The sequence below is a fragment of the Pseudomonas sp. genome (assembly GCF_035497915.1).
Lineage (GTDB): Bacteria > Pseudomonadota > Gammaproteobacteria > Pseudomonadales > Pseudomonadaceae > Serpens.
Genome location: NZ_DATJCS010000047.1, coordinates 1 through 22,648 on the forward strand (window position 1 = coordinate 1; position 22,648 = coordinate 22,648).

Here is a 22,648-nt window from a genome sequence, read left to right on the forward strand (position 1 = left end):
GGACGCCTTCGGGGTCAAGGTCTACGCCTACTGCCTGATGACCAACCATGTGCATCTGCTGCTGGCGCCCGGTGAATCCACGACCGGTTTGAGCCAACTGATGAAAACGCTGGCGGCTCGCGCCACGCGCTATCGAAATCGGCTGGAAGGGCGCTCCGGTACGCTTTGGGAAAGCCGCTACAAATCCAGCGTGGTGCAGACGGATACCTACCTGCTGGCTTGCTCTCGCTATATCGAACTGAATCCGGTGCGCGCCCGCATGTGTGCGGAGCCGGGCGACTACCCGTGGTCAAGCTATCGCGGACGTATCAGCGAGAATGCCCCGGCGGACTGGCTGGATACTGACCCTTGCTTCCTGGCGCTGGGTGCTGATCCAGTTGAACGGCGAGAGCGATACGCTGCGTTCGTGAAGCAGGCGGTTCCAGAAGATGAAACGCGGATGATCCGCGATGCGTTGCAGCGTGGGCAACTGACGGGTAGCGATCGTTTCGTTGAGGAGATCGAGCGCGTCGCGGGGCTGAGAATCGAGCGGCGTGGGCAGGGTAGGCCGAGGAAGCGTAGGGACAAATAAGGTCCCTTTGGAATGGGCCGTCGAGAACCAGGCGCTGCTAAGCGCCAAATGGAAGGAGCTGAACCCATGAACAACCGCCATTTCGCCTGGCCGATCCGTCACGCAACGCTGGCCCCGTTGGCCGATCCGGCGATTTTTGTCACTGCGGCGGTTGGCGACTGGGGCGGCAGCGTGATCTGGAATGGCGGCGATCGACTGGCGCTGGCCGCCGACAACCTGCGGGCCCGCGCGGTGGAGCAGGCCGGTGCCCAGCCCGCCTTCGCCTGAGCCGAGTTGGGCGTGACGCGTTATTGCCCGTGCTGCGCCCGGGGCATCAGTTCACGCACATTGCTGGGTCGCTGGCTGAGAAAACGCGTGCAGCTGACCCGCAGAAAGGAGGCAAAATTCACCACTTCCCCGCGGTAGTCCATAACCTCGTCATAGAGCTTGGTAATCAGCTGATTGGTGGTCATGCCATCGACTTCGGCGATTTCGCGCAAGATGTCCCAGAACTGGTTTTCTAGGCACAGGGTGGTGACCACGCCACGAATACGCAGCGAGCGAGCTCGGGATTCGTAGAGAATCGGATCGGCTTTGACGTATAGCTCGCACATGGCGGCTCGCCTCCCTGAATGTTGGGGCCTTGCTGGCCCCAGCAGTTTATAGCGTGATCTGCGTACCGAGCAGGCCAAGGAACGCCGCCAGCCAGTTGGGATGCGCCGGCCAGGCCGGAGCGGTGACCAGATTGCCCTGCACATGGGCCTGATCCACGGCAATCTCCATATAGCGCCCGCCCGCCAGGGCCACTTCCGGACCACAGGCCGGGTAGGCACTGCATTCACGACCTTTCAGCACGCCAGCGGCGGCCAGCAACTGCGCGCCATGGCAGACCGCCGCAATCGGCTTGCCGGCCTTGTCGAAGGCCTGCACCAGCGCCAGCACCTGGGCATTCAGACGCAGGTACTCCGGGGCCCGGCCACCGGGAATCAACAGGGCATCGTAATCGTCGGCTTTTACCTGGGCGAAATCGAAATTGAGGGCAAAGTTGTGCCCGGGCTTCTCGCTGTAGGTCTGCTCGCCTTCAAAGTCGTGGATGGCGGTGCGCACGCTCTGCCCGGCGGTCTTGTCCGGGCACACCGCGTGCACCTGGTGACCAACCATCAGCAGTGCCTGAAAGGGCACCATCACTTCGTAATCTTCGACGTAGTCGCCGACCAGCATCAGAATCTTCTTCGCCGCCATAACCGTTCTCCTGCAGTGGATTGACCAATGCACAGTGTCGGCGCAAGCGCTGCAGAGTGGGTAATAACCCGCTACTACAGCGCCAGCAGGATGGCCAATCTATGCATCTGCTGCTGGCGGTGATGAGACGCGGCTGATCCGCGATGCGCTGCAGCGTGGACAGCGGACGGGTAGCGAGCGTTTCGTCGAGGAGATCGAGCGCATCGTGGGGTTGAGATCGAGCGGCGTGGGCAGCGTAGGCCGAAGAAATGCCGGGGCCCGTCCCCTGTGTCTTTTCGTAGTTGAATAGTGCAATAGTTGCACTTAGCATGCCGTCATGCCCACGATTAAACGCCTACCGACCTGCACCATTGCGCTCTATGCCGGCGACCACTTGCCGCCGCATTTTCACGTGCGCTTGCAAGACGGTCGCGAAGCCCTGATTGAAATCGCCAGCCTGTCCGTGCTGTCGGGGCGTATCGCCCGCCGCGAGTTGGTAGCCGCATTGGACTGGGCCGTCGAGAACCAGGCACTGCTAAGCGCCAAATGGGAGGAGCTGAACCCATGAACAACCGCCATTTCACACTGGTCGATGTCAACGTCGTCGCGCCTTCCAGCCTGCGCCTGACCTACGCGGATGGCGAGCAACTGACGGTCGATCTGGCCAATCTCATCGCCCGTCACGCAACGCTGGCTCCCTTGGCCGATCCGGCGATTTTCATCACTGCAGCGGTCGGCGAGTGGGGCGGCAGCGTGATCTTCAATGGCGACGACAGCCTGGAGCTGGCCGCCGACAACCTGCGGGCCCGCGCGGTGGAGCAGGCCGGCGGCTACTCCCATGAACTGATGTGGAACTGGATGGCCCGGCACAAGCTGACGCTGGAAGCCGCCGCCGAGGCCCTGGGGGTGAGCCGTCGGATGCTCGCCTACTACCGCAGCGGCGCCAAGCCGGTGCCCCGTACCGTAGCCCTCGCCATGCTGGGCTGGGAAGTCGAGCAGCAGGCAGCCTGACGGATACCAGGCAGGAGGCGGTTCCCGGCTTTTTGCCGCCGGTGCGACTGACAGAACAGTTCCCCTCACCCGGCAAACCGGGCATAACTACCCCAACCTGCAGCCCTCCGCCAGGAACGTCCGCCATGCCTGCCACCCGCCTCTGGATCAGGAACCCCCTCGCCCTGTTCACCGCCAACGAGCAGCGCGCGCCGGGCGGGCTGGTGATTGAAGGCGGGGTGATCGTCGAGCTGCTGGGCGCCGGCCAGGCGCCGGCGCGGCCGGTGGACAGCACCTTCGATGCCCGCGAGCACGTGGTGTTGCCGGGGCTGGTCAATGCCCACCATCACTTCTATCAGACCCTGACCCGCGCGTGGGGGCCGGTGGCCAGTGTGTCGCTGCTCGACTGGCTGATGACGCTCTACCCGGTGTGGGCCGGGCTGACGGCCGAGCAACTGGCGCTGGCCAGTCGGGTGGCGCTGGCCGAGCTGTTGCTGTCGGGCTGCACCACCACGGTGGATCAGCATTACCTGTTCCCGGACGGCCTGGAGCAGGCCATCGATATCGAGGTGGAAGCAGTGCGCGAGCTGGGCATGCGCGCCACGTTGTGCCGGGGCTCGATGAACCTGGCCAAGCCCGACGGTGGGCGGCCCTACCGGCGCCTGGAGCAGGATGCCGAGGTGATCCTCGCCGACAGCGCGCGGCTGATCGACCGCTACCACCAGCGTGGCGACGGCGCGCAGATCCAGATCGCCCTGGCGCCCTGTTCGCCGTTCTCGGTGACCCGCGAGCTGATGCGCGACACCGCTGCGCTGGCCGAGGCGCGCGATGTGCGGCTGCACACCCATTTGGGCGAGACGCCGGACGATGCGGCGTTCTGCCTGCGGCGCCATAACATGCACGCCGTGGACTACCTGAAGAGTGTCGGCTGGCTGGGCCCGCGCACTTGGCTGGCCCATGGTATCCACTTCAGCCAAGTGGAGATCGATCGCCTCGGTGCCGCCGGCGTCGGCATCTGCCATTGCCCGAGTGCCAACATGCGCCTGGGCAGCGGCATCTGCCGCACGCTGCAGCTGGAGGCCGAAGGGGCGCTCATCGGCCTCGGCGTCGATGGCTCGGCCGCCAACGATGCCTCCAACCTGGTGCTCGAGGCGCGCCAGGCCCTGTACCTGCAGCGCCTGCGCTACGGCGCGGCGGCGATCACGCCGGAGAAGGTGCTCGGCTGGGCGACCCGGGGTTCGGCGCGCCTGCTGGGGCGCAGCGACATCGGCGAGCTGGCGGTGGGCAGGCAGGCCGACCTGGCGCTGTACAAGCTCGACGCGTTGCGCTTTTCCGGCAGTCACGATCCGCTGGCCGCGCTGCTGCTGTGCGGCGCCGAACGTGCCGATCGGGTGATGGTCGGCGGCCGCTGGCGGGTGATCGACGGACAGATCGAAGGGCTGGACGTCGCCGCGCTGATCGCCGCGCACAACCAGGCGGCGCGGCAGCTGATTGCCGGTTAGCAGTTGTGGCGGCTCCCACCGCCTAGCCCCTGCGCTTTCCGTTACAATCCCGCCCCTTACCGTCAGCCGTGCCCAGGTCAGCCATGCCCGTTTCGTTCGTCCATCTGCGTCTGCACACCGAGTTCTCGCTGGTCGATGGCCTGGTGCGCGTCAAGCCGCTGGTCAAGGCCGTGGCGGCGGCCGGGATGCCGGCGGTGGCGGTCACCGAAATCAACAACATGCATTCGCTGGTGCAGTTCTACAAGGCGGCCAATGGCGCGGGCATCAAGCCGATCTGCGGTGCGGATATCTGGCTGGCCAGTCCGGAAGAAGATGGCCCGCTGAGCCGCATGACCCTGCTGGTGATGAACGCCAAGGGCTACCTGAACCTGACCGAGTTGGTGTCGCGGGGCTGGACCGAGGGCCAGCGCAACGGTCTGGTGGTGATCGAGCGCGAGTGGGTCAAGCAAGCGTCCGAAGGGCTGATCGCCCTGTCCGGTGCCAAGGAAGGGGAGGTCGGCCAGGCGTTGCTGAATGGTGACGAGGCGCTGGCCGAGCGCCTGCTGCGCGAATGGCTGGCGGTTTTCCCGGAGCGATTCTACGTCGAGTTGCAGCGCACCAATCGGGTCAACGACGAGGAACACCTGCACGCCGCCGTGCCGCTGGCCGATCGCTGCGGTGCGCCGATCGTGGCCACCAATGACGTGCGCTTCCTCAAGCAGGACGACTTCGCCGCCCACGAGACCCGCGTGTGCATCGGCGAAGGGCGTTCGCTGGATGACCCGCGTCGTCCGCGCCAGTACAGCGACCAGCAGTACCTGAAGACGCCCGAGGAGATGGCCGAGCTGTTCAGCGACCTGCCGGACGCCATCGAGAACAGCGTGGAAATCGCCCGGCGCTGCAACATCGACGTGAAGCTGGGCAAGCACTTCCTGCCGGATTTCCCCACGCCCAACGGCATGAACATCGACGAGTACCTGCGCCACGCCTCCTACGAGGGGCTGGAAGAGCGTCTGGCGGTACTCTGGCCGAAGGCAACCACGCCCAACTACGAGGAAGTGCGCCAGCGTTACGTCGATCGCCTGGAGTTTGAGCTCAACACCATCATCCAGATGGGCTTCCCCGGCTACTTCCTGATCGTGATGGACTTCATCCAGTGGGCCAAGAACAACGGCGTGCCGGTGGGGCCGGGGCGGGGCTCGGGTGCCGGCTCGCTGGTCGCCTATGTGCTGAAGATCACCGACCTCGACCCGCTGGCCTATGACCTGCTGTTCGAACGCTTCCTGAACCCCGAACGCGTCTCCATGCCCGACTTCGACGTCGACTTCTGCATGGACGGTCGTGACCGGGTGATCGACTACGTGGCCGACAAGTACGGCCGCAATGCGGTGAGCCAGATCGTCACCTTCGGCACCATGGCCGCCAAGGCGGTGGTGCGCGACGTGGCGCGCGCCCAGGGCAAGTCCTACGGCCTGGCCGACAAGCTGTCGAAGATGATCCCCTTCGAAGTGGGCATGACCCTGGAGAAGGCCTTCGAGATGGAGGAGCCGCTGCGCGAGTTCCTCAAGAACGACGAGGAAGCCCAGGAAATCTGGGACATGTCCCTCAAGCTCGAAGGCATCACCCGCGGCACCGGCAAGCACGCCGGCGGCGTGGTGATCGCGCCGACCAAGCTGACCGATTTCTCGGCGGTACTGTGCGACGAGGAAGGCAACGGCCTGGTGACCCAGTTCGACAAGGACGACGTGGAGCAGGCCGGCCTGGTGAAGTTCGACTTCCTCGGCCTGCGCACGCTGACCATCATCAAGTGGGCGCTGGAAACCATCCATCGCGAGCAGCGCCGTCGCGGCGAGACCGAGCTGGTCGACATCGACCGCATCCCGCTGGATGACAAGAAAACCTACGACATGCTGCAGAAGGCCGAGACCACGGCCGTGTTCCAGCTCGAATCGCGCGGCATGAAGGAGCTGATCAAGAAGCTCAAGCCCGACTGCCTGGAAGACATGATCGCCCTCGTGGCGCTGTTCCGCCCCGGCCCGCTGCAGTCGGGCATGGTGGACGACTTCATCAACCGCAAGCACGGCCGCGCGCCGCTCTCCTACCCGCACCCGGACTACCAGTACGCGGGCCTCGAGCCGGTGCTCAAGCCCACCTACGGCATTATCCTGTACCAGGAGCAGGTGATGCAGATCGCCCAGGTGATGGCCGGCTACACCCTCGGCGGCGCCGACATGCTGCGCCGCGCCATGGGCAAGAAGAAGCCCGAGGAAATGGCCAAGCAGCGCGGCGGCTTCATCGAGGGCTGCGCCAACAACGGCATCGATGGCGAGCTGGCGGGCAACATCTTCGACCTGGTGGAAAAGTTCGCCGGCTACGGCTTCAACAAGTCGCACTCGGCCGCCTACGGCCTGGTGTCCTACCAGACCGGCTGGCTGAAGGCCCATTACCCGGCGCCGTTCATGGCCGCGGTGCTGTCGGCGGACATGCACAACACCGACAAGGTGGTGATCCTCATCGAGGAATGCCGCCACATGAAGCTGCGCCTCGACGCGCCGGACGTGAACACCTCGGAGTTCAAGTTCACCGTCAACGACGACGGGCGCATCGTCTACGGCCTGGGTGCCATCAAGGGCGTCGGCGAGGGGCCGGTGGAAGCCATCGTCGAATGCCGCGCCGAAGGCGGACCGTTCAAGGACCTGTTCGACTTCTGCAATCGCGTCGACCTCAAGCGCATCAACAAGCGCACCCTGGAGGCGCTGATCCGCTCCGGTGCGCTGGATCGCCTCGGTCCGCACTATAACGACGAACTCAAGGCCTACCAGGCCAGCGTCGACCTCAACCGCGCGGTGCTGCTGGCCTCCATGGAAGAGGCCGTACAGGCCGCCGAGCAGACCGCGCGCAGCGAGCAGAGCGGGCACATGGACCTGTTCGGCGGGGTATTCGCCGAGCCGGAAGCCGACGTGTACGCCAACTACCGCAAGGTGCGCGAGCTCTCCATCAAGGAGCGCCTGCGCGGCGAGAAGGAAACCCTGGGCCTGTACCTCACCGGCCACCCCATCGACGAGTACGAGAAGGAGGTACGGCGGTTTGCCCGCCAGCGCATCGTCGACCTCAAGCCGTCGCGCGAGCTGCAGACCATTGCCGGGCTGATCGTCAACCTGCGGGTGATGAAGAACAAGAAGGGCGACAAGATGGGCTTCATCACCCTGGACGACCGCTCCGGGCGCATCGAAGCCTCGCTGTTCGCCGACGCCTTCGCCAGCAACCAGGCGCTGCTGCAGAATGACGCGCTGGTGGTGGTGGAGGGCGAGGTGAGCCACGACGACTTCTCCGGCGGCCTGCGCCTGCGCGCCAAACGCGTGCTGAGTCTGGAAAGCGCACGCACCGCGCTGGCCGAGAGCCTGCGCCTGAAGGTCGCCGCCGAGGAGCTCAAGGGCGAGCGCCTGCGCTGGCTCGCCGAACTGTTCCGACGCCACCGAGGCGAATGCCCGCTGACCATGGACTATACCGGTAGCGAAGCGCGCGCCCTGCTGCAGTTCGGCGAGGCCTGGCGGGTGGACCCGACCGACAACCTGATTCAGGCGTTGCGTGACCAGTTCGGACGCGACAACGTCTCTCTGCACTACCGCTAGCGGGAACGCCCGCCAGCTCGACCACGGGAGCCCTGATCCTTCAGGGGTGGGCTCCTCACCGGAACAGCCGCCCGGCCCCTGGCCGCGAAACAAGACGGATGCCTATGAACCCGAACTTTCTGGATTTCGAACAGCCGATTGCCGACCTGCAGGCCAAGATCGAAGAGCTGCGCCTGGTGGGCAACGACAACTCGCTGAACATCGGCGAGGAGATCGGTCGTCTGCAAGAGAAGAGCCTGTCGCTGACCGCCAGCATCTTCAGCAACCTGACCAGCTGGCAGATCGCGCAACTGGCTCGCCATCCCAAGCGTCCCTACACCCTGGACTACATCAGCCATATCTTCGCCGAGTTCGAAGAACTGCACGGCGACCGGCACTTCTCCGATGACGCCGCCATCGTCGGCGGCGTGGCGCGCCTGGGCGAGCGCCCGGTGATGATCATCGGCCACCAGAAGGGCCGCGACGTGCGCGAGAAGGTGCGCCGCAACTTCGGGATGCCGCGTCCGGAAGGCTATCGCAAGGCCTGCCGCCTGATGGAAATGGCCGAACGCTTCAAGATGCCGATCCTCACCTTCATCGATACCCCCGGCGCCTACCCGGGCATCGATGCCGAAGAGCGCAACCAGAGCGAGGCCATCGCCTGGAACCTGCGCGTTATGTCGCGCCTGAAGACCCCGATCATCGCCACCGTGATCGGCGAAGGCGGCTCGGGCGGCGCGCTGGCCATCGGCGTGTGCGACCAGCTGAACATGCTGCAGTACTCCACCTATTCGGTGATTTCTCCGGAAGGTTGCGCCTCCATCCTCTGGCGTACCGCCGAGAAGGCCCCGGAAGCCGCCGAGGCCATGGGCATCACCGCCGAGCGCCTGCGCGAGCTGGGCATCGTCGACGAGATCATCAAGGAGCCGCTGGGTGGCGCGCACCGCGATCCGGGCAGCATGGCCGCCAGCCTGCGCGACAAGCTGAATGCCCAGCTGGATATGCTGCAGGGCCTGGACAGCGACGCCCTGCTGGCGCGTCGCTATGAGCGCCTGATGAGCTACGGCGTGGCCTGATCGGCCTCGCCCGCTGCGCTGCACCCCTCGGAGCCGACGTCAGTCGGCTCCTTGCTTTCCGGGGCCTGGCCCCGCTAGCCTCCCGCCATGACGCTTCCTGATCGACTTCTCCATGCCCTGGCGCCCTGGCGCCACGCGCCTGCCTGGTGCGTGGCCTTCTCCGGCGGCCTGGATTCCACCGTGCTGCTGCATCTGCTGGCCGAGCTGCGCGAGCGCGAGACGCTGCCGCCGCTTTCGGCCATTCATGTCGCGCATGGCTTGCAGGCGGCTGCCGAACCCTGGCCGGCGCATTGCCGTGCGGTTTGTCAGCGACTGGGCATCGCATTACGTATTGTCCGGGTCGAGGTGGAGCGCAACGCCGCCAGCCTGGAACAGGCGGCGCGCGAGGCGCGTTATGCCGCCTTCGCCGCGGCGCTGCGGCCCGGCGACGTGCTGCTCACCGCCCAGCATCGTGACGATCAGGCCGAGACGCTGCTGTTTCGCCTGCTGCGTGGCGCTGGCGTGCGTGGCCTGGGCGGCATGCCGGCATCCCGGCCGCTTGGCGAGGGCCAGCTGGTGCGCCCGCTGCTGGCGGTGTCGCGTGCGGAGCTGGAAACCTATGCCCGGCAGCACGCTCTCCCGTGGGTAGAAGATCCTTCCAATGCGGACACCGGCTTCGCCCGCAACTTTTTGCGCCGGCAGGTCATGCCGCTGTTTTCGGCGCACTGGCCCCAGGCGGCCGCCAATCTGGCGCGCGCGGCGGCGCATCTGCGCGAGGCGGATGCCCTGCTGGGCGAGCTGGCCGAACAGGATCTGGCACCGGCCCGCGCACCCTCGCCCTGGCCCTGGTTGAGCCTGCCGTCGCTGCGCCTGGAGCCGCTGCTGGCACTGTCCGAGGCGCGCCAGCGCAACGCGCTGCGGCACTGGCTGACGCCGCTGACGCGGCTGCCGGACGGTGATCACTGGGCTGGCTGGCACTGCCTGCGCGACGCGGCCGGCGAGCGCGCACCGGTCTGGTGCCTGGAGGGTGGCGAATTGCGGCGCGCCGCCGGCCGGCTCTGGTGGCTGGCCGGGCCCTGGCTGCAAGCGCCGCAACTGGATGAAGTCTATGGGGGCGGGCAGCTGGATCTGCCGGGCAACGGCCGGCTCTTCTGGGAGGGCGACCTGCCGCCCGGGCCGCTGCGGCTGGCTTATCGGTGCGGCGGCGAGCGGCTGTCACTGGCCGGGCGCGGCACGCGTGATCTGAAACGATTGCTCAACGAAAGCGCGCTGCCACCCTTCGTGCGTGACCGTTTGCCACTGGTGCTGCGCGGCGACGAGCTGCTGGCGGTGGCCAACCTGCCCGCGCTGTGCGCCTCGGAAGTGCAGGGTGGTTTGCACTGGGAATGCCCCAAGGCCAACCTCGGGTTTGAGCTGACTGGCCGATTCCGGTAGACTGCGCTCCCGTCTTAATACAGCTTCTGCGGCTTCTCCTGGAACCCGTAGCAGTTGGCTATTGTCGCATTGCGCAATCGCTCCTTCGCTTACCCCGCGGCGCCGGCCGCTTACTAACGCAGACTTCTAGGGTTTTTCATGACGCGCTACATCTTCGTCACGGGTGGTGTTGTTTCTTCGTTGGGGAAAGGCATCGCCTCGGCTTCATTGGCGGCCATCCTGGAGGCGCGGGGCCTGAAGGTCACCATGCTGAAGCTGGACCCCTACATCAACGTGGACCCGGGCACCATGAGCCCGTTCCAGCACGGTGAGGTCTTCGTCACCCACGACGGCGCCGAGACCGACCTGGACCTGGGCCACTACGAGCGCTTCATCCGCACGCGGATGACCCAGAACAACAACTTCACCACCGGCCGCGTCTATGCCGACGTGCTGCGCAAGGAGCGCCGGGGTGACTACCTGGGCGCCACCATCCAGGTGATCCCGCACATCACCGACGAGATCAAGCGCCGGGTGATCAAGGGCGCCGGCGATGCCGACGTGGCCCTGGTGGAAATCGGCGGCACCGTGGGTGACATCGAGTCCCAGCCGTTCCTGGAAGCCATCCGCCAGTTGCGCGTGGAAGTGGGCGCCAAGCGCGCCATGCTGATGCACCTGACCCTGGTGCCGTACATCGCCACCGCCGGCGAGACCAAGACCAAGCCGACCCAGCATTCCGTCAAGGAACTGCGCTCCATCGGCCTGCAACCGGACGTGCTGGTCTGCCGCTCCGAGCAGCCCATCGACGTCTCCTCGCGCCGCAAGATCGCGCTGTTCACCAACGTGGAAGAACGCGCGGTGATCAGCCTGCCGGACGCCGACACCATCTATCGCATCCCCGGCATCCTGCATGCCCAGGGCCTGGACGACTACGTGCTCGAGCGCTTCGGCCTGGAATGCGACAGCGCCGACCTGTCGGAGTGGGAGCGCGTGGTGGATGCCAAGCTGCATCCCGAGAAGGACGTCACCATCGCCATGGTCGGCAAGTACATGGAGCTGCTGGACGCCTACAAGTCGCTGATCGAGGCGCTGAACCACGCCGGCATCCAGAGCCGCACCAAGGTCAACCTGCGCTACATCGATTCCGAAGACATCGAGAACCAGGGCACCGGCCTGCTGGAAGGCGTCGACGCCATCCTGGTTCCCGGCGGCTTCGGTCTGCGGGGCGTGGAAGGCAAGATCAAGACCGTGCAGTACGCCCGCGAGAACAAGATCCCCTACCTGGGCATCTGCCTCGGCATGCAGGTGGCGGTCATCGAATACGCCCGCAACGTGCTGGGCTGGAGCGACGCCAACTCCACCGAATTCGACAAGTCCAGCCAGCATCCGGTGGTGGGCCTGATCACCGAATGGCAGGACGCCACCGGCGCCGTGGAAACCCGCACCGACGCCTCCGATCTGGGCGGCACCATGCGCCTGGGTGCGCAGGAATGCCGTCTGGAAGCGGGCTCCAAGGTGGCCCAGGCGTATGGCGCCGAGGTGGTCGAAGAGCGTCACCGTCACCGCTACGAAGTGAACAACAATCTGCTGCCGCAGCTGACCGAGGCCGGCCTGAAGGTTTCCGGCCGCTCCATGGACGGCGCGCTGGTCGAAGTGGTCGAAGCGCCGAACCACCCGTGGTTCGTGGCCTGCCAGTTCCACCCGGAATTCACCTCCACCCCGCGTGACGGCCACCCGCTGTTCAGCGGCTTCGTCAACGCAGCGCTGGAATACAAGGCGAACAAGGCATGACCCAGAAGATCATCCGCGTCGGCAACATCGAGATCGCCAACGACAAGCCGTTCGTGCTGTTCGGTGGCATCAACGTGCTGGAGTCCCGCGACCTGGCGATGCAGGCCTGCGAGGAGTACGTGCGGGTCACCGAGAAGCTCGGCATTCCCTACGTGTTCAAGGCCAGCTTCGACAAGGCCAACCGCTCCTCGATCACCTCCTTCCGTGGCCCGGGCCTGGAAGAGGGCATGAAGATCTTCGAGGAAGTGAAGAAGACCTTCGGCGTGCCGGTGATCACTGACGTGCACGAGCCCTACCAGGCGGCTCCGGTGGCCGAGGTGTGCGACATCATCCAGCTGCCGGCCTTCCTGTCGCGGCAGACCGACCTGGTGGTGGCCATGGCCAAGACCGGCGCGGTGATCAACATCAAGAAGGCCCAGTTCCTCGCCCCGCAGGAGATGAAGCACATCCTGCGCAAGTGCGAGGAGGCCGGTAACGATCAGCTGATTCTCTGCGAACGCGGCTCCAGCTTCGGCTACAACAACCTGGTCGTGGACATGCTCGGCTTCGGCATCATGAAGCAGTTCGAGTACCCGGTGTTCTTCGACGTCACCCACGCGCTGCAGATGCCGGGTGGTCGCGCCGATTCCGCCGGCGGTCGCCGTGGCCAGGTCACCGACCTGGCCAAGGCCGGTCTGTCCCAGGGTCTGGCCGGCCTGTTCCTGGAAGCGCATCCGGATCCGGACAACGCCAAGTGCGACGGTCCCTGCGCGCTGCGCCTGAACAAGCTGGAACCCTTCCTCACCCAGCTCAAGCAGCTGGATGACCTGATCAAGCAATTCCCCGCTATCGAGACCGCTTGAGGCGCTCGCCCAAGCCCCTTTCACTGGAGTGTTAGCAAGCATGGCAAAAATCGTCGACATCAAGGGCCGCGAAGTCCTGGACTCCCGCGGTAACCCGACCGTGGAAGCCGACGTGATTCTCGACAACGGTATCGTGGGTAGCGCCTGCGCACCGTCCGGCGCCTCCACCGGTTCGCGCGAAGCGCTCGAGCTGCGCGATGGCGACAAGAGCCGTTACCTGGGCAAGGGGGTGCTGAAGGCCGTGGCCAACGTCAACGGTCCGATCCGTGACCTGCTGCTGGGCAAGAACCCGGAAGACCAGCAGGCCCTGGACCGCGCCATGATCGAACTGGACGGTACCGAGAACAAGGCCACGCTGGGCGCCAACGCCATCCTCGCCGTGTCCCTGGCCGCCGCCAAGGCCGCCGCCCAGGCCAAGGGTGTACCGCTGTACGCGCACATCGCCGACCTGAACGGCACCCCCGGCGTGTACTCCATGCCGGTGCCGATGATGAACATCATCAACGGCGGCGAGCATGCCGATAACAACGTCGACATCCAGGAATTCATGGTCCAGCCGGTCGGTGCCAAGACCTTTGCCGACGCGCTGCGCATGGGTGCCGAGATCTTCCATCACCTGAAGGCCGTATTGAAAGCCCGTGGCCTGAACACCGCGGTGGGCGACGAAGGCGGCTTCGCGCCGAACCTGGCCTCCAATGAAGACGCCCTGGCCGCCATCGCCGAGGCCGTGGCTAACGCCGGCTACAAGCTGGGCACCGACATCACCCTGGCCCTGGACTGCGCGTCCTCCGAGTTCTACAAGGATGGCCAGTACGACCTGGCCGGTGAAGGCAAGGTGTTCAGCGCCGAAGGCTTCGCCGACTACCTGGCCGGCCTGACCCAGCGCTACCCGATCATCTCCATCGAAGACGGCATGGACGAGTCTGACTGGGCCGGCTGGAAGGTGCTGACCGACAAGATCGGCGCCAAGGTGCAACTGGTCGGCGACGACCTGTTCGTCACCAACACCAAGATCCTCAAGCGCGGCATCGAAGAGAAGATCGGCAACTCGATCCTGATCAAGTTCAACCAGATCGGCTCGCTGACCGAGACCCTGGAAGCCATCCAGATGGCCAAGGCCGCCGGCTTCACCGCGGTGATCTCGCACCGCTCCGGTGAAACCGAGGACAGCACCATCGCCGACCTGGCCGTGGGCACCGCCGCCGGTCAGATCAAGACCGGCTCCCTGTGCCGTTCCGACCGCGTGTCCAAGTACAACCAGCTGCTGCGTATCGAAGAGCAGCTGGCCGGCAAGGCCCCGTACAAGGGCCGTGCCGAGTTCCGCGGCTGATAGCCGACGGTAAAGAAAAGGGCAGCGCAGGCTGCCCTTTTTGTATGTGTGGGCGCGGATCTTTGTAGGAGCGGCTTCAGCCGCGATGCTCTGTGCGGGGTCTGGCCTGGCCGGGCGCGCCTAGCCGGCCGCTCCTGGCCGGCCGCCCCAAGCCGGTCGCCCCAAAAGCTCGCGACTGAAGTCGCTCCTACAGGTCTGTGCAGGTCGCCGCTTTTGTGGGGGCGGGCCTAGCCGTCCGGGCACGCACGCATTACCTTAGCCCCCTCACTCTGGCTGGGTCGATTCATGTTGAGACCTTTCTACCTGTTGCTCGCTGTACTGTTGCTGCTGCTCGCCGGCCTGCAATACCGGTTGTGGCTGGGCGATGGCGGCGTGGCGCAGATTCGCGACATGAACCGGCAGATCGAGGCCCAGCGCAGCGAGAACGCCCGGCTGCTGGAGCGCAATCGCATCCTTGAGGCCGAGGTGCAGGAACTCAAGCAGGGCCTGGAAACCGTCGAGGAACGGGCCCGCCACGAACTGGGCATGGTCAAAGAGGGCGAAACCCTCTTTCAGTTGACGGAATGATTTCAGACTCCCTACCGGCCTTCTGGGCCGTGATTCCCGCTGCCGGTGTCGGCAGCCGCATGCGCGCCGACCGCCCCAAGCAATACCTGACGCTGTCCGGCCGGACGATTCTCGAACACACCCTGGCCTGCTTCCTTGATCATCCCGGCCTCAAGGGCATAGTGGTCAGCCTGGCCGAGGACGATCCGTTCTGGCCACAGCTGCCCTGTGCCGACGATGCGCGCATCCACCGCGCGCCGGGCGGCAGCGAGCGCGCCGATTCGGTGTTCAACGCCTTGCTGCGGCTGGTCGAGCTGGGCGCCGACGGGAATGACTGGGTGCTGGTGCATGACGCCGCGCGGCCCAACCTGGCGCGCAGCGACCTGGACAATCTGCTGGCGGTGCTGGCCGAGGATCCGGTTGGCGGCCTGCTAGCGGTGCCGGCGCGCGACACGCTCAAGCGCGCGGGCCCGGATGGCCGGGTGCGGGAAACCGTGGACCGTTCGGTGATCTGGCAGGCTTATACGCCGCAGATGTTCCGCCTGGCGCCGCTGCAGCACGCGCTGGCGGACGCGCGGGTGGCAGGCGTGGCGGTCACCGACGAGGCATCCGCCATGGAGTGGGCTGGGCTGGCGCCGCGCCTGGTGGAAGGTCGCGCCGACAACCTCAAGGTCACCCGCCCCGAAGACCTGCAGTGGCTGGCCCAGCGCTGGGGCCGTTGAGGCGAGCCTAGGGCAGCCGGCGTTGGCACCAGGGTGCCCAACGTGAAACGTTGACCACCCTACGCCCGTACCAGCCGGTAGGGTGGGTAACTCGCGCAGCGATTACCCACCGAAAGGTGCAGGCCGGTGGTGGACAAGCAAAGCGTTGTCCACCCTACGCCAGCGACATCGGCCGTGTGCGGTGACTAGTACCGATAGATCGCCGCCGCCCCGCTGCGGGTCGGCATGCGTTCCTGCGGGACCACCACCACTTCGCCACCCTGCTGAATGGTCCAGCTGGCCAGTTCCTCCAGCAGGTCCGCGCAGTTGCTCTGCTCGCTGTCCACCTCCAGTGCCTGGCCGGCGCTCTGGTCGGCGTGGCCGGGGATCTTGCGATCGGCTTCCACCAGCAGGGTGGCGACCCGCCCTTCGCGGGTGGCCTGGGCGATCAGGTTGAGCTGGTCGCTGGACTGGCCACGGTTGACCAGTGCCTGGAACTGCCCCACCAGTCCTTCCAGCCGCTTCAGGTAGCGTGGCTGCATCACTTGCCAGCTCTTGTCCCGCAACTGCTGGTCATTGAGCAGGCCGGGGTCCAGCGGTATGCCTTCCGGCAGTAGGAACTCGTTGCGGCTGAGCGCGCGGAACATCGCCTGGTTATCCGGTAGCGCGGCCAGCAGCAATGGCAGCTCGGTGGGGCGGCTGTGGCGCTCCAGGATGGCCTTGTCCAGCAGGCGGAAGAAGCGCTCGCGATCGCTGTTGATCTCGTCCTGCTTGCCGGAGCCGCCGCTTTCGGCGTGCATCGAGCCGGCACGCTCGCTGGCGCGACCGTAACCCTGCGGCAGCCCGCTCTGACCCTTCTCGGTCAGCTCGCTGCCCAGTGCCGCCTCCAGCGTTTCCGGCACCCCCTCGGCCAGGGGAACCCGGCTGATGCCGTCGCGGTTGCCTTCATACAGGCGCACCCGTTCCAGGGTCAGGCAGAGAATCTGGTAGCGATCGGCCGACTGCACGATGCGCACCAGCGGGCGAATGCTCGGGCGATCGTTGACCACCGCAAGCTCGGGAACGCGGCGCTGCAGGTGAAACACCTGGAAATGACCGGGGGCACTGAAGGCGGCCAGGCCGTCCAGGCTGTGGTTCCAGAATTCCTGGGCCTGGGCCAGCGTGCGCAGGGGTTTCAGTAGCTCCTCGATAAGCGCTTCGGTGATGTCCTTGCGCTCGCGCAGCAGGCCTTCCAGCTGACGGATCAGGGCCTTGAAGCGGATCGGGTCCTGCTCCCGCTCGGGAAAGGTGCGGTGGGTGGGCTGGAAGAGGGACAGGCAGGGTGTGGCGCTATCGGTAAGCAGTTGACGAAGGGATTCGCGGGTGAGCAACGCAGCCATGACGCATCTCCTTTGAGGTCAAGAAAGATTCACAGTTGATGCTTGCCGATCAGGTGATCCAGCGCGTTGCCCAGCTTGGTGGTTGCGCCCGTGATGGCCAGTTCCAGGGATTCGGCCTTGTGGGTGACCGACAGTGGATCATGGTTCTTCAGGCGTGCCTCGATCTGGCAGCGCTTGTCCTGGGCACCGCCCTTGCCGCCGTTCTCGTCATGCAGATGCACCTGCAGGCGCATCAGGTGATGATCGAAGCGGGTCAGCGTGCTTGCCAGCGAGGCGCGTACCCGGTCCTCCAGACCCTGGCTGATGTCGATGCTGTGGTTGCTGTGAACCTGAATGAGCATGGGGGTCTCCTTTCATGTTCAGCGGGCCGAAGAGCCAGGTTTCCCCGGGGCGTCTCGGAAGGCTGATATGCTCTAACGCCATAAACGCCTCTGGAGCATGCTCATGACCATCCGCTCACGCGCCGCGGTTGCCTTCGCCGCCAATCAGCCCCTGCAGATCGTTGAAGTGGATGTGGAGCCACCCCGCGCCGGCGAAGTGCTGGTGCGCATCGTCGCCACCGGGGTCTGCCACACCGATGCCTACACGCTTTCGGGGCAGGACTCCGAAGGCGTGTTCCCCTGCATTCTAGGTCACGAAGGGGGAGGCATCGTGGAAGCGGTGGGCGAGGGTGTCACCTCGGTGGCAGTCGGTGATCATGTGATTCCGCTCTATACCGCCGAATGCGGGGCTTGCAAGTTCTGCACGTCCGGCAAGACCAACCTGTGCAGCGCGGTGCGCGAGACGCAAGGCAAGGGCCTGATGCCCGATGGCACTACGCGTTTCAGCTACCAGGGGCAGCCGCTCTACCACTACATGGGCTGCTCGACCTTCTCCGAGTACACGGTGCTGCCGGAAGTGTCGGTGGCGAAGATTCCCCAGGAGGCACCGCTGGAGAAGGTCTGTCTGCTGGGCTGCGGGGTGACCACCGGTATCGGCGCAGTGCTCAACACCGCCAAGGTGGAGCGTGGCGCTAGTGTCGCGGTGTTCGGTCTGGGTGGCATCGGCCTGGCGGCGATCATCGGTGCGCGCATGGCGGGGGCGAGCCGGATCATCGGCATCGACATCAACCCCGAGAAGTTCACGGTGGCGCGCGAGCTGGGCGCCACCGAATGCGTGAATCCCAATGACTACCAGCGGCCGATCCAGGAGGTGATCGTCGCCCTCACCGATGGCGGCGTGGACTATTCGTTCGAATGCATCGGCAACGTGCAACTGATGCGTGCCGCGCTGGAGTGCTGCCACAAGGGCTGGGGCGAATCCACCATCATCGGCGTGGCGCCGGCCGGTGCGGAGATCTGCACCCGGCCGTTCCAGCTGGTCACCGGACGGGTCTGGCGCGGCAGCGCCTTCGGCGGCGTGAAGGGCCGCAGCGAGCTGCCGGGCTATGTCGAGAAGGCCATGCGCGGCGAGATTCCGCTGGATACCTTCATCACCCATACCCTGCCGCTGGAGCGCATCAACGAGGCGTTCGAGCTGATGCGTCAGGGCAAGAGCATTCGCACGGTCATCCATTTTTAAGAAGGCCGCTTTAGGCCCCGGGGGCGCAACCCATGCAGCAGCTTTCCAGCAACCAATGCTTCGGCGGTTCGAATCGCCGCTACCGCCATCGCTCCGAGGTACTCGATTGCGAGATGACCTTTTCCGTCTACCTGCCGCCCCAGGCCGTGCCGGGGGCGCGGCTGCCGGTGCTGTACTGGCTGTCCGGGCTGACCTGTACGGACGAGAATTTCATGCACAAGGCCGGCGCGCAGCGGGTGGCCGCCGAGCTGGGGCTGGTGCTGGTCGCGCCGGACACCAGTCCGCGCGGCGACGAGGTGCCGGGAGATCCGGACGGCGCCTGGGACTTCGGCCTCGGCGCCGGCTTCTATGTGGATGCCACCCGCCAGCCCTGGGCGCGGCATTACCGCATGCACGACTACGTGGTGCGCGAGCTGCCGGCGCTGGTCGAGGCTAGCTTCCCGGTATCCGAACGGCGCGCCGTCAGCGGGCATTCCATGGGCGGGCACGGTGCGCTGATCTGTGCGCTGCGCAATCCGGGGGTGTATCGCTCGGTGTCGGCCTTCTCGCCGATCAGCAATCCGATGAGCTGTCCCTGGGGTGAGAAGGCGTTCTCGCATTTCCTGGGCAGGGAGCGCTCCGCCTGGAAGGCCTGGGATGCCTGTGCGCTGATTGCCACCGCGAACCGGGAGCGCGAGCGGCTGCCGATCCTGATCGATCAGGGCGAGGCCGATGAATTCCTTGCCCTGCAACTCAAGCCCGACGTGCTGCAGGCGACCGCCGAAACCAGCGGTTATCCGCTGACGCTGCGCCGCCAGCCCGGTTACGACCACAGCTACTTCTTCGTCGCGACGTTCATCGAGGATCATCTGCGTTACCACGCGCAAAGGCTGGCCTGAACGCGCTGACCGAGCGCCTGCAAGCCGAGTCGGGTAGAATCGCGCCCGTTTCCATCAGGGCACTCTTTCATGCGTATCGGCCACGGTTACGATGTGCACCGCTTTGGCGAGGGCGATTTCATCACCCTCGGCGGTGTGCGCATTTCCCACAAATTTGGGTTGCTCGCCCATTCCGACGGCGATGTGCTGCTGCATGCGCTGAGCGACGCGCTGCTCGGCGCCGCCGCGCTGGGCGACATCGGCAGGCACTTCCCCGATACCGATCCGACCTTCAAGGGCGCCGACAGCCGCGTGCTGCTGCGTCACGTGGTTGGGCTGGTGCGGGAAAAGGGCTGGCAGGTCGGCAACGTGGACGCCACCATCGTGGCCCAGGCGCCGAAGATGGCGCCGCATATCCAGACCATGCGCGAGCGCATCGCCGAAGACCTGTGCGTCGAGCTGGATCAGGTCAACGTCAAGGCCACCACCACCGAGAAGCTTGGCTTCACCGGCCGCGAGGAAGGCATCGCTGTGCATGCGGTGGCCCTGCTGCTGCCGTTATGACCGAGGCCGAACTGCTCGGGCCGCGCGCCCATGGTGAACCCTGCGGCAGCGCGCTGCTCAAGGAAACCGCCGAGGACTTCCAGGTCGACGAGGTGCTGGACATCCCGCTCAGCGGCACGGGCGAGCACCTCTGGCTGTGGGTTGAAAAGCGCAACTTGAACACCGAGGACGCCGCGCGGCGTATCGCCAAGGCTGCGCGCCTGCCGATCAAGGCCGTCAGCTACGCGGGACTCAAGGACCGTCAGGCGCTGACCCGGCAATGGTTCAGTCTGCACCTGCCTGGCAAGACCGATCCGGATCTGAGCGCCGCCGAGGACGACAGCCTGCGCCTGCTCAAACAGGTCCGTCACAGCCGCAAGCTGCAGCGCGGCGCCCATGCCGCCAACGGCTTCACCCTGCGCTTGACCCACTTGCAGGCTGACCGTGACGCCCTGGAGCAGCGCCTGCGGCGTATTCAGGCCGAGGGTGTGCCGAACTACTTCGGCCTGCAGCGCTTCGGCTTCGACGGCGGCAACGTCGTGCAGGCGCGCGAGTTCGCCGCCCGTCACGAGCTGCCAGTGCAACGCAACCTGCGTTCGCGGCTGCTGTCGGCGGCGCGCAGCTATCTGTTCAACCGGGTGCTGGCCGCGCGGGTCGCCGACGGCAGTTGGAACCGCGCCCAGGTGGGCGATCTGCTGGCGTTCACCGACAGCCGCAGCTTCTTCCCCGCCGGCGAGGCGGAATGCAGCGATCCGCGGCTGGCCATCCTGGACCTGCATCCCACCGGTCCGCTGTGGGGCGAGGGCGAGACGCCCGCCACGGGTGCGACCGGGGTGCTGGAACAGGCACTGGCGGCGCGCGAAAGCGAGTTCTGCGCCTGGCTGCAACAGGCGGCCATGGCGCAGGAGCGGCGTATCCTGCGCCTCCCCATCGCCGGTCTGGCGTGGCATTATCCGGCCCCTGACATTCTGCAACTGAGCTTCGTCCTGCCGTCCGGCTGCTTCGCCACCGCTGTGGTGCGCGAGCTGCTCGAGCTGATCCCGGCGGGGCCGACGGATTCTTCATGCGTATTCTGATTTCCAACGACGACGGGGTGCATGCGCCGGGCCTGGTCGCGCTGCACGATGCCCTGGCCGACTATGCCGACTGCTCGGTGGTCGCGCCGATGCGCGACATGAGCGGCGCCAGCAGTTCGCTGACCCTCGACCGTCCCCTGCATCCGCAGCGGATGCCCAACGGTTTCATCGGCGTGGACGGCACGCCCACCGACTGTGTGCACCTGGGCCTCAACGGCCTGCTCGAGGACAAGCCCGATCTGGTGGTATCCGGCATCAACCTGGGCGCCAACCTCGGAGACGATGTGCTTTACTCCGGCACGGTGGCGGCCGCCATCGAGGGTCGTTTCACCGGCAAGCCCGCCTTCGCCTTTTCCCTGCTGTCGCGTAGCCCGGACAACCTGCCGAGCGCGGCGCATATCGCCCGCACCCTGGTCGCCAATCATCACCGGCTCGATCTGCCGCCGCGCACGGTACTCAGCGTGAACATCCCGAACCTGCCGCTGGGGCATATCCGGGGCATCCGCCTGACCCGTCTGGGCCACCGTGCCTGCGCTGCGCCGCCGGTCAAGGTGGTCAACCCGCGCGGCAAGGAAGGCTACTGGATCTCGGTGGCCGGCGACGCGGAGGACGGCGGTCCGGGGACCGATTTCCACGCGGTGATGCAGGGCTATGTTTCGGTGACGCCACTACAGCTGGACCGCACCTTCCATGAGGCCTTCAAGGGGCTCGATACCTGGCTGGAGGATTTGTTGTGATCAACCGCGAGCCACGCCTCTCCCATCGCGGCATCGGGATGACTTCGCAGCGCACGCGGGAACGCCTGATCCAGCGGCTGTACGAGGAAGGCCTGTCCGATGCGCGGGTGCTGGAAGTGATTCGTCGCACGCCGCGTCACCTGTTCGTCGACGAGGCCCTGGCGCACCGCGCCTATGAGGACACCGCGCTGCCGATCGGCCATAACCAGACCATTTCCCAACCTTATATCGTCGGACGCATGACCGAGCTGCTGCTGGCCGCCGGACCGCTGGACAAGGTACTGGAGATCGGCACCGGTTCCGGCTACCAGACCGCCGTGCTGGCCCAGCTGGTGGAGCGGGTATTCTCCGTGGAGCGCATCCAGGCGTTGCAGGATCGCGCCAAGGAACGCCTGCAAGAACTGGAATTGCGCAACGTGGTCTTCCGCTGGGGCGATGGCTGGGAAGGCTGGCCGGCGCTGGCGCCGTACAACGGCATCCTGGTCACCGCGGCGGCCTCGCAGGTGCCGCAGGCCCTGCTGGATCAATTGGCGCCGGGCGGTCGGCTGGTGATTCCGGTGGGTGGCAACGGTCATGATCAGCAGCTTCTACTGATCACCCGGGAGGAGCAGGGCTTTGTCCGTCAGGTGCTCGACCCGGTCCGCTTCGTGCCCCTTCTCAGCGGGCCGCTGGCCTGATTTGCATGGACGACACATGAAGAACGCGTTTCTGCTGTACATCAAGGGCATGGCCATGGGTGCCGTGGATGTGGTTCCCGGTTTCTCCGGCGGCACCATGGCGCTGATCACTGGGATCTACGACAGGTTGCTGGCGGCGCTGGCCGCCACCCCTCAGGCGCTGGGGCTGTTCGTCCGCGGTCGCATTCGTCAGGCCTGGCAGGCCTGCGACGCCAGCTTTCTGCTGGTGCTGCTGCTGGGCATCGCCACCAGCATCTTCAGCCTGGCCAAGGGCATCAGTTACCTGAT

Annotated in this window: 24 protein-coding genes; 20 read left to right on the forward strand and 4 right to left on the reverse strand. The window is 65.9% G+C overall.

Annotated features, from left to right (window positions below; genetic code table 11):
* A partial coding sequence (locus VL129_RS13985) for a transposase (protein ID WP_325413705.1) occupies positions 1-571 on the forward strand: 571 nt, incomplete at its 5' end.
* A gap of 66 nt (positions 572-637) precedes the next feature.
* Positions 638-838 carry a hypothetical protein gene (locus VL129_RS13990; RefSeq protein ID WP_325413707.1) on the forward strand — a complete coding sequence of 67 codons (201 nt, stop codon included), beginning with the start codon at positions 638-640 and terminating at the stop codon, positions 836-838.
* Positions 839-858: 20 nt separating this feature from the next.
* Here VL129_RS13990 and VL129_RS13995 read toward each other — a convergent pair whose 3' ends face one another.
* Positions 859-1,164 (reverse strand): ribbon-helix-helix domain-containing protein, encoded by a 306-nt coding sequence (locus VL129_RS13995; RefSeq protein WP_325413709.1) that lies wholly within the window; start codon positions 1,162-1,164, stop codon positions 859-861.
* A 46-nt stretch (positions 1,165-1,210) separates the two neighbouring features.
* A complete protein-coding gene (locus VL129_RS14000; RefSeq protein WP_325413711.1) occupies positions 1,211-1,792 on the reverse strand; it encodes a DJ-1/PfpI family protein in 582 nt (193 codons plus the stop codon).
* 316 nt (positions 1,793-2,108) lie between these two features.
* Here VL129_RS14000 and VL129_RS14010 point away from each other — a divergent pair, with 316 nt between their 5' ends.
* The 11 genes from VL129_RS14010 to ispD all read left to right on the forward strand — a co-directional run bounded on the left by VL129_RS14010 (position 2,109) and on the right by ispD (position 15,552).
* On the forward strand, positions 2,109-2,339 hold the full coding sequence (locus VL129_RS14010; RefSeq protein WP_325413713.1) for a DUF4160 domain-containing protein: 231 nt from the start codon (positions 2,109-2,111) through the stop codon (positions 2,337-2,339).
* On the forward strand, positions 2,336-2,782 hold the full coding sequence (locus VL129_RS14015; protein WP_325413715.1) for a DUF2442 domain-containing protein: 447 nt from the start codon (positions 2,336-2,338) through the stop codon (positions 2,780-2,782). Before VL129_RS14010 ends, VL129_RS14015 begins: the two co-directional genes overlap by 4 nt.
* A gap of 125 nt (positions 2,783-2,907) precedes the next feature.
* Positions 2,908-4,263, forward strand: coding sequence for an 8-oxoguanine deaminase (locus VL129_RS14020; protein WP_325413717.1), 1,356 nt, complete (start codon positions 2,908-2,910; stop codon positions 4,261-4,263).
* A gap of 83 nt (positions 4,264-4,346) precedes the next feature.
* On the forward strand, positions 4,347-7,874 hold the full coding sequence (dnaE, locus tag VL129_RS14025) for a DNA polymerase III subunit alpha (protein WP_325413719.1): 3,528 nt from the start codon (positions 4,347-4,349) through the stop codon (positions 7,872-7,874).
* 104 nt (positions 7,875-7,978) lie between these two features.
* Positions 7,979-8,929, forward strand: a complete 951-nt coding sequence (locus VL129_RS14030; RefSeq protein WP_325413721.1) for an acetyl-CoA carboxylase carboxyltransferase subunit alpha — start codon at positions 7,979-7,981, stop codon at positions 8,927-8,929.
* Positions 8,930-9,016: 87 nt separating this feature from the next.
* Positions 9,017-10,342 (forward strand): tRNA lysidine(34) synthetase TilS, encoded by a 1,326-nt coding sequence (gene tilS / locus VL129_RS14035; protein ID WP_325413723.1) that lies wholly within the window; start codon positions 9,017-9,019, stop codon positions 10,340-10,342.
* Between the two features lie 138 nt (positions 10,343-10,480).
* The gene (locus VL129_RS14040) at positions 10,481-12,112 is read left to right on the forward strand and encodes a CTP synthase (protein WP_325413725.1); all 1,632 of its coding nucleotides are present in this window, start codon (positions 10,481-10,483) and stop codon (positions 12,110-12,112) included.
* Positions 12,109-12,954: a 3-deoxy-8-phosphooctulonate synthase gene (gene kdsA / locus VL129_RS14045; RefSeq protein ID WP_325413727.1), complete on the forward strand. Its 846-nt coding sequence runs from the start codon at positions 12,109-12,111 to the stop codon at positions 12,952-12,954. The genes VL129_RS14040 and kdsA overlap by 4 nt, the downstream gene beginning before the upstream one ends.
* Positions 12,955-12,994: 40 nt before the next feature.
* Positions 12,995-14,284, forward strand: a complete 1,290-nt coding sequence (gene eno, locus VL129_RS14050; RefSeq protein ID WP_325413729.1) for a phosphopyruvate hydratase — start codon at positions 12,995-12,997, stop codon at positions 14,282-14,284.
* A gap of 285 nt (positions 14,285-14,569) precedes the next feature.
* Entirely contained in the window at positions 14,570-14,851 is a 282-nt protein-coding gene (gene ftsB, locus VL129_RS14055; protein ID WP_325413731.1) for a cell division protein FtsB, read from the forward strand.
* Positions 14,848-15,552, forward strand: coding sequence for a 2-C-methyl-D-erythritol 4-phosphate cytidylyltransferase (ispD, locus tag VL129_RS14060; RefSeq protein WP_325413733.1), 705 nt, complete (start codon positions 14,848-14,850; stop codon positions 15,550-15,552). The genes ftsB and ispD overlap by 4 nt, the downstream gene beginning before the upstream one ends.
* A gap of 185 nt (positions 15,553-15,737) precedes the next feature.
* Here ispD and VL129_RS14065 read toward each other — a convergent pair whose 3' ends face one another.
* Both VL129_RS14065 and VL129_RS14070 read right to left on the reverse strand, forming a co-directional pair.
* Positions 15,738-16,910 (reverse strand): baeRF3 domain-containing protein, encoded by a 1,173-nt coding sequence (locus VL129_RS14065; protein ID WP_325413735.1) that lies wholly within the window; start codon positions 16,908-16,910, stop codon positions 15,738-15,740.
* 29 nt (positions 16,911-16,939) lie between these two features.
* The gene (locus VL129_RS14070) at positions 16,940-17,251 is read right to left on the reverse strand and encodes an HPF/RaiA family ribosome-associated protein (protein ID WP_325413737.1); all 312 of its coding nucleotides are present in this window, start codon (positions 17,249-17,251) and stop codon (positions 16,940-16,942) included.
* A gap of 103 nt (positions 17,252-17,354) precedes the next feature.
* Here VL129_RS14070 and VL129_RS14075 point away from each other — a divergent pair, with 103 nt between their 5' ends.
* The 7 genes from VL129_RS14075 to VL129_RS14105 form a co-directional block, all read left to right on the forward strand.
* Positions 17,355-18,470 carry an S-(hydroxymethyl)glutathione dehydrogenase/class III alcohol dehydrogenase gene (locus VL129_RS14075; RefSeq protein WP_325413739.1) on the forward strand — a complete coding sequence of 372 codons (1,116 nt, stop codon included), beginning with the start codon at positions 17,355-17,357 and terminating at the stop codon, positions 18,468-18,470.
* A gap of 32 nt (positions 18,471-18,502) precedes the next feature.
* On the forward strand, positions 18,503-19,348 hold the full coding sequence (gene fghA / locus VL129_RS14080; RefSeq protein ID WP_325413741.1) for an S-formylglutathione hydrolase: 846 nt from the start codon (positions 18,503-18,505) through the stop codon (positions 19,346-19,348).
* A 69-nt stretch (positions 19,349-19,417) separates the two neighbouring features.
* Positions 19,418-19,891: a 2-C-methyl-D-erythritol 2,4-cyclodiphosphate synthase gene (gene ispF, locus VL129_RS14085; protein ID WP_325413743.1), complete on the forward strand. Its 474-nt coding sequence runs from the start codon at positions 19,418-19,420 to the stop codon at positions 19,889-19,891.
* Positions 19,888-20,946 (forward strand): tRNA pseudouridine(13) synthase TruD, encoded by a 1,059-nt coding sequence (gene truD, locus VL129_RS14090; protein WP_325413745.1) that lies wholly within the window; start codon positions 19,888-19,890, stop codon positions 20,944-20,946. The genes ispF and truD overlap by 4 nt, the downstream gene beginning before the upstream one ends.
* A complete protein-coding gene (surE, locus tag VL129_RS14095) occupies positions 20,934-21,683 on the forward strand; it encodes a 5'/3'-nucleotidase SurE (protein WP_325413747.1) in 750 nt (249 codons plus the stop codon). The genes truD and surE overlap by 13 nt, the downstream gene beginning before the upstream one ends.
* A gap of 38 nt (positions 21,684-21,721) precedes the next feature.
* The gene (locus tag VL129_RS14100) at positions 21,722-22,360 is read left to right on the forward strand and encodes a protein-L-isoaspartate(D-aspartate) O-methyltransferase (RefSeq protein WP_325413751.1); all 639 of its coding nucleotides are present in this window, start codon (positions 21,722-21,724) and stop codon (positions 22,358-22,360) included.
* A 16-nt stretch (positions 22,361-22,376) separates the two neighbouring features.
* The coding region (locus VL129_RS14105; protein WP_325413749.1) for an undecaprenyl phosphate translocase family protein at positions 22,377-22,648 on the forward strand (272 nt) is incomplete at its 3' end.

What these genes read in the sequence shown, in the direction of transcription:
- VL129_RS13990 (WP_325413707.1), top strand. Translation starts at nt 638, where the DNA reads ATGAACAACCGCCATTTCGCCTGGCCGATCCGTCACGCAACGCTGGCC.
- VL129_RS13995 (WP_325413709.1), bottom strand. Translation starts at nt 1,164, where the DNA reads ATGTGCGAGCTATACGTCAAAGCCGATCCGATTCTCTACGAATCCCGA.
- VL129_RS14000 (WP_325413711.1), bottom strand. Translation starts at nt 1,792, where the DNA reads ATGGCGGCGAAGAAGATTCTGATGCTGGTCGGCGACTACGTCGAAGAT.
- VL129_RS14010 (WP_325413713.1), top strand. Translation starts at nt 2,109, where the DNA reads ATGCCCACGATTAAACGCCTACCGACCTGCACCATTGCGCTCTATGCC.
- VL129_RS14015 (WP_325413715.1), top strand. Translation starts at nt 2,336, where the DNA reads ATGAACAACCGCCATTTCACACTGGTCGATGTCAACGTCGTCGCGCCT.
- VL129_RS14020 (WP_325413717.1), top strand. Translation starts at nt 2,908, where the DNA reads ATGCCTGCCACCCGCCTCTGGATCAGGAACCCCCTCGCCCTGTTCACC.
- dnaE (WP_325413719.1), top strand. Translation starts at nt 4,347, where the DNA reads ATGCCCGTTTCGTTCGTCCATCTGCGTCTGCACACCGAGTTCTCGCTG.
- VL129_RS14030 (WP_325413721.1), top strand. Translation starts at nt 7,979, where the DNA reads ATGAACCCGAACTTTCTGGATTTCGAACAGCCGATTGCCGACCTGCAG.
- tilS (WP_325413723.1), top strand. Translation starts at nt 9,017, where the DNA reads ATGACGCTTCCTGATCGACTTCTCCATGCCCTGGCGCCCTGGCGCCAC.
- VL129_RS14040 (WP_325413725.1), top strand. Translation starts at nt 10,481, where the DNA reads ATGACGCGCTACATCTTCGTCACGGGTGGTGTTGTTTCTTCGTTGGGG.
- kdsA (WP_325413727.1), top strand. Translation starts at nt 12,109, where the DNA reads ATGACCCAGAAGATCATCCGCGTCGGCAACATCGAGATCGCCAACGAC.
- eno (WP_325413729.1), top strand. Translation starts at nt 12,995, where the DNA reads ATGGCAAAAATCGTCGACATCAAGGGCCGCGAAGTCCTGGACTCCCGC.
- ftsB (WP_325413731.1), top strand. Translation starts at nt 14,570, where the DNA reads ATGTTGAGACCTTTCTACCTGTTGCTCGCTGTACTGTTGCTGCTGCTC.
- ispD (WP_325413733.1), top strand. Translation starts at nt 14,848, where the DNA reads ATGATTTCAGACTCCCTACCGGCCTTCTGGGCCGTGATTCCCGCTGCC.
- VL129_RS14065 (WP_325413735.1), bottom strand. Translation starts at nt 16,910, where the DNA reads ATGGCTGCGTTGCTCACCCGCGAATCCCTTCGTCAACTGCTTACCGAT.
- VL129_RS14070 (WP_325413737.1), bottom strand. Translation starts at nt 17,251, where the DNA reads ATGCTCATTCAGGTTCACAGCAACCACAGCATCGACATCAGCCAGGGT.
- VL129_RS14075 (WP_325413739.1), top strand. Translation starts at nt 17,355, where the DNA reads ATGACCATCCGCTCACGCGCCGCGGTTGCCTTCGCCGCCAATCAGCCC.
- fghA (WP_325413741.1), top strand. Translation starts at nt 18,503, where the DNA reads ATGCAGCAGCTTTCCAGCAACCAATGCTTCGGCGGTTCGAATCGCCGC.
- ispF (WP_325413743.1), top strand. Translation starts at nt 19,418, where the DNA reads ATGCGTATCGGCCACGGTTACGATGTGCACCGCTTTGGCGAGGGCGAT.
- truD (WP_325413745.1), top strand. Translation starts at nt 19,888, where the DNA reads ATGACCGAGGCCGAACTGCTCGGGCCGCGCGCCCATGGTGAACCCTGC.
- surE (WP_325413747.1), top strand. Translation starts at nt 20,934, where the DNA reads ATGCGTATTCTGATTTCCAACGACGACGGGGTGCATGCGCCGGGCCTG.
- VL129_RS14100 (WP_325413751.1), top strand. Translation starts at nt 21,722, where the DNA reads ATGACTTCGCAGCGCACGCGGGAACGCCTGATCCAGCGGCTGTACGAG.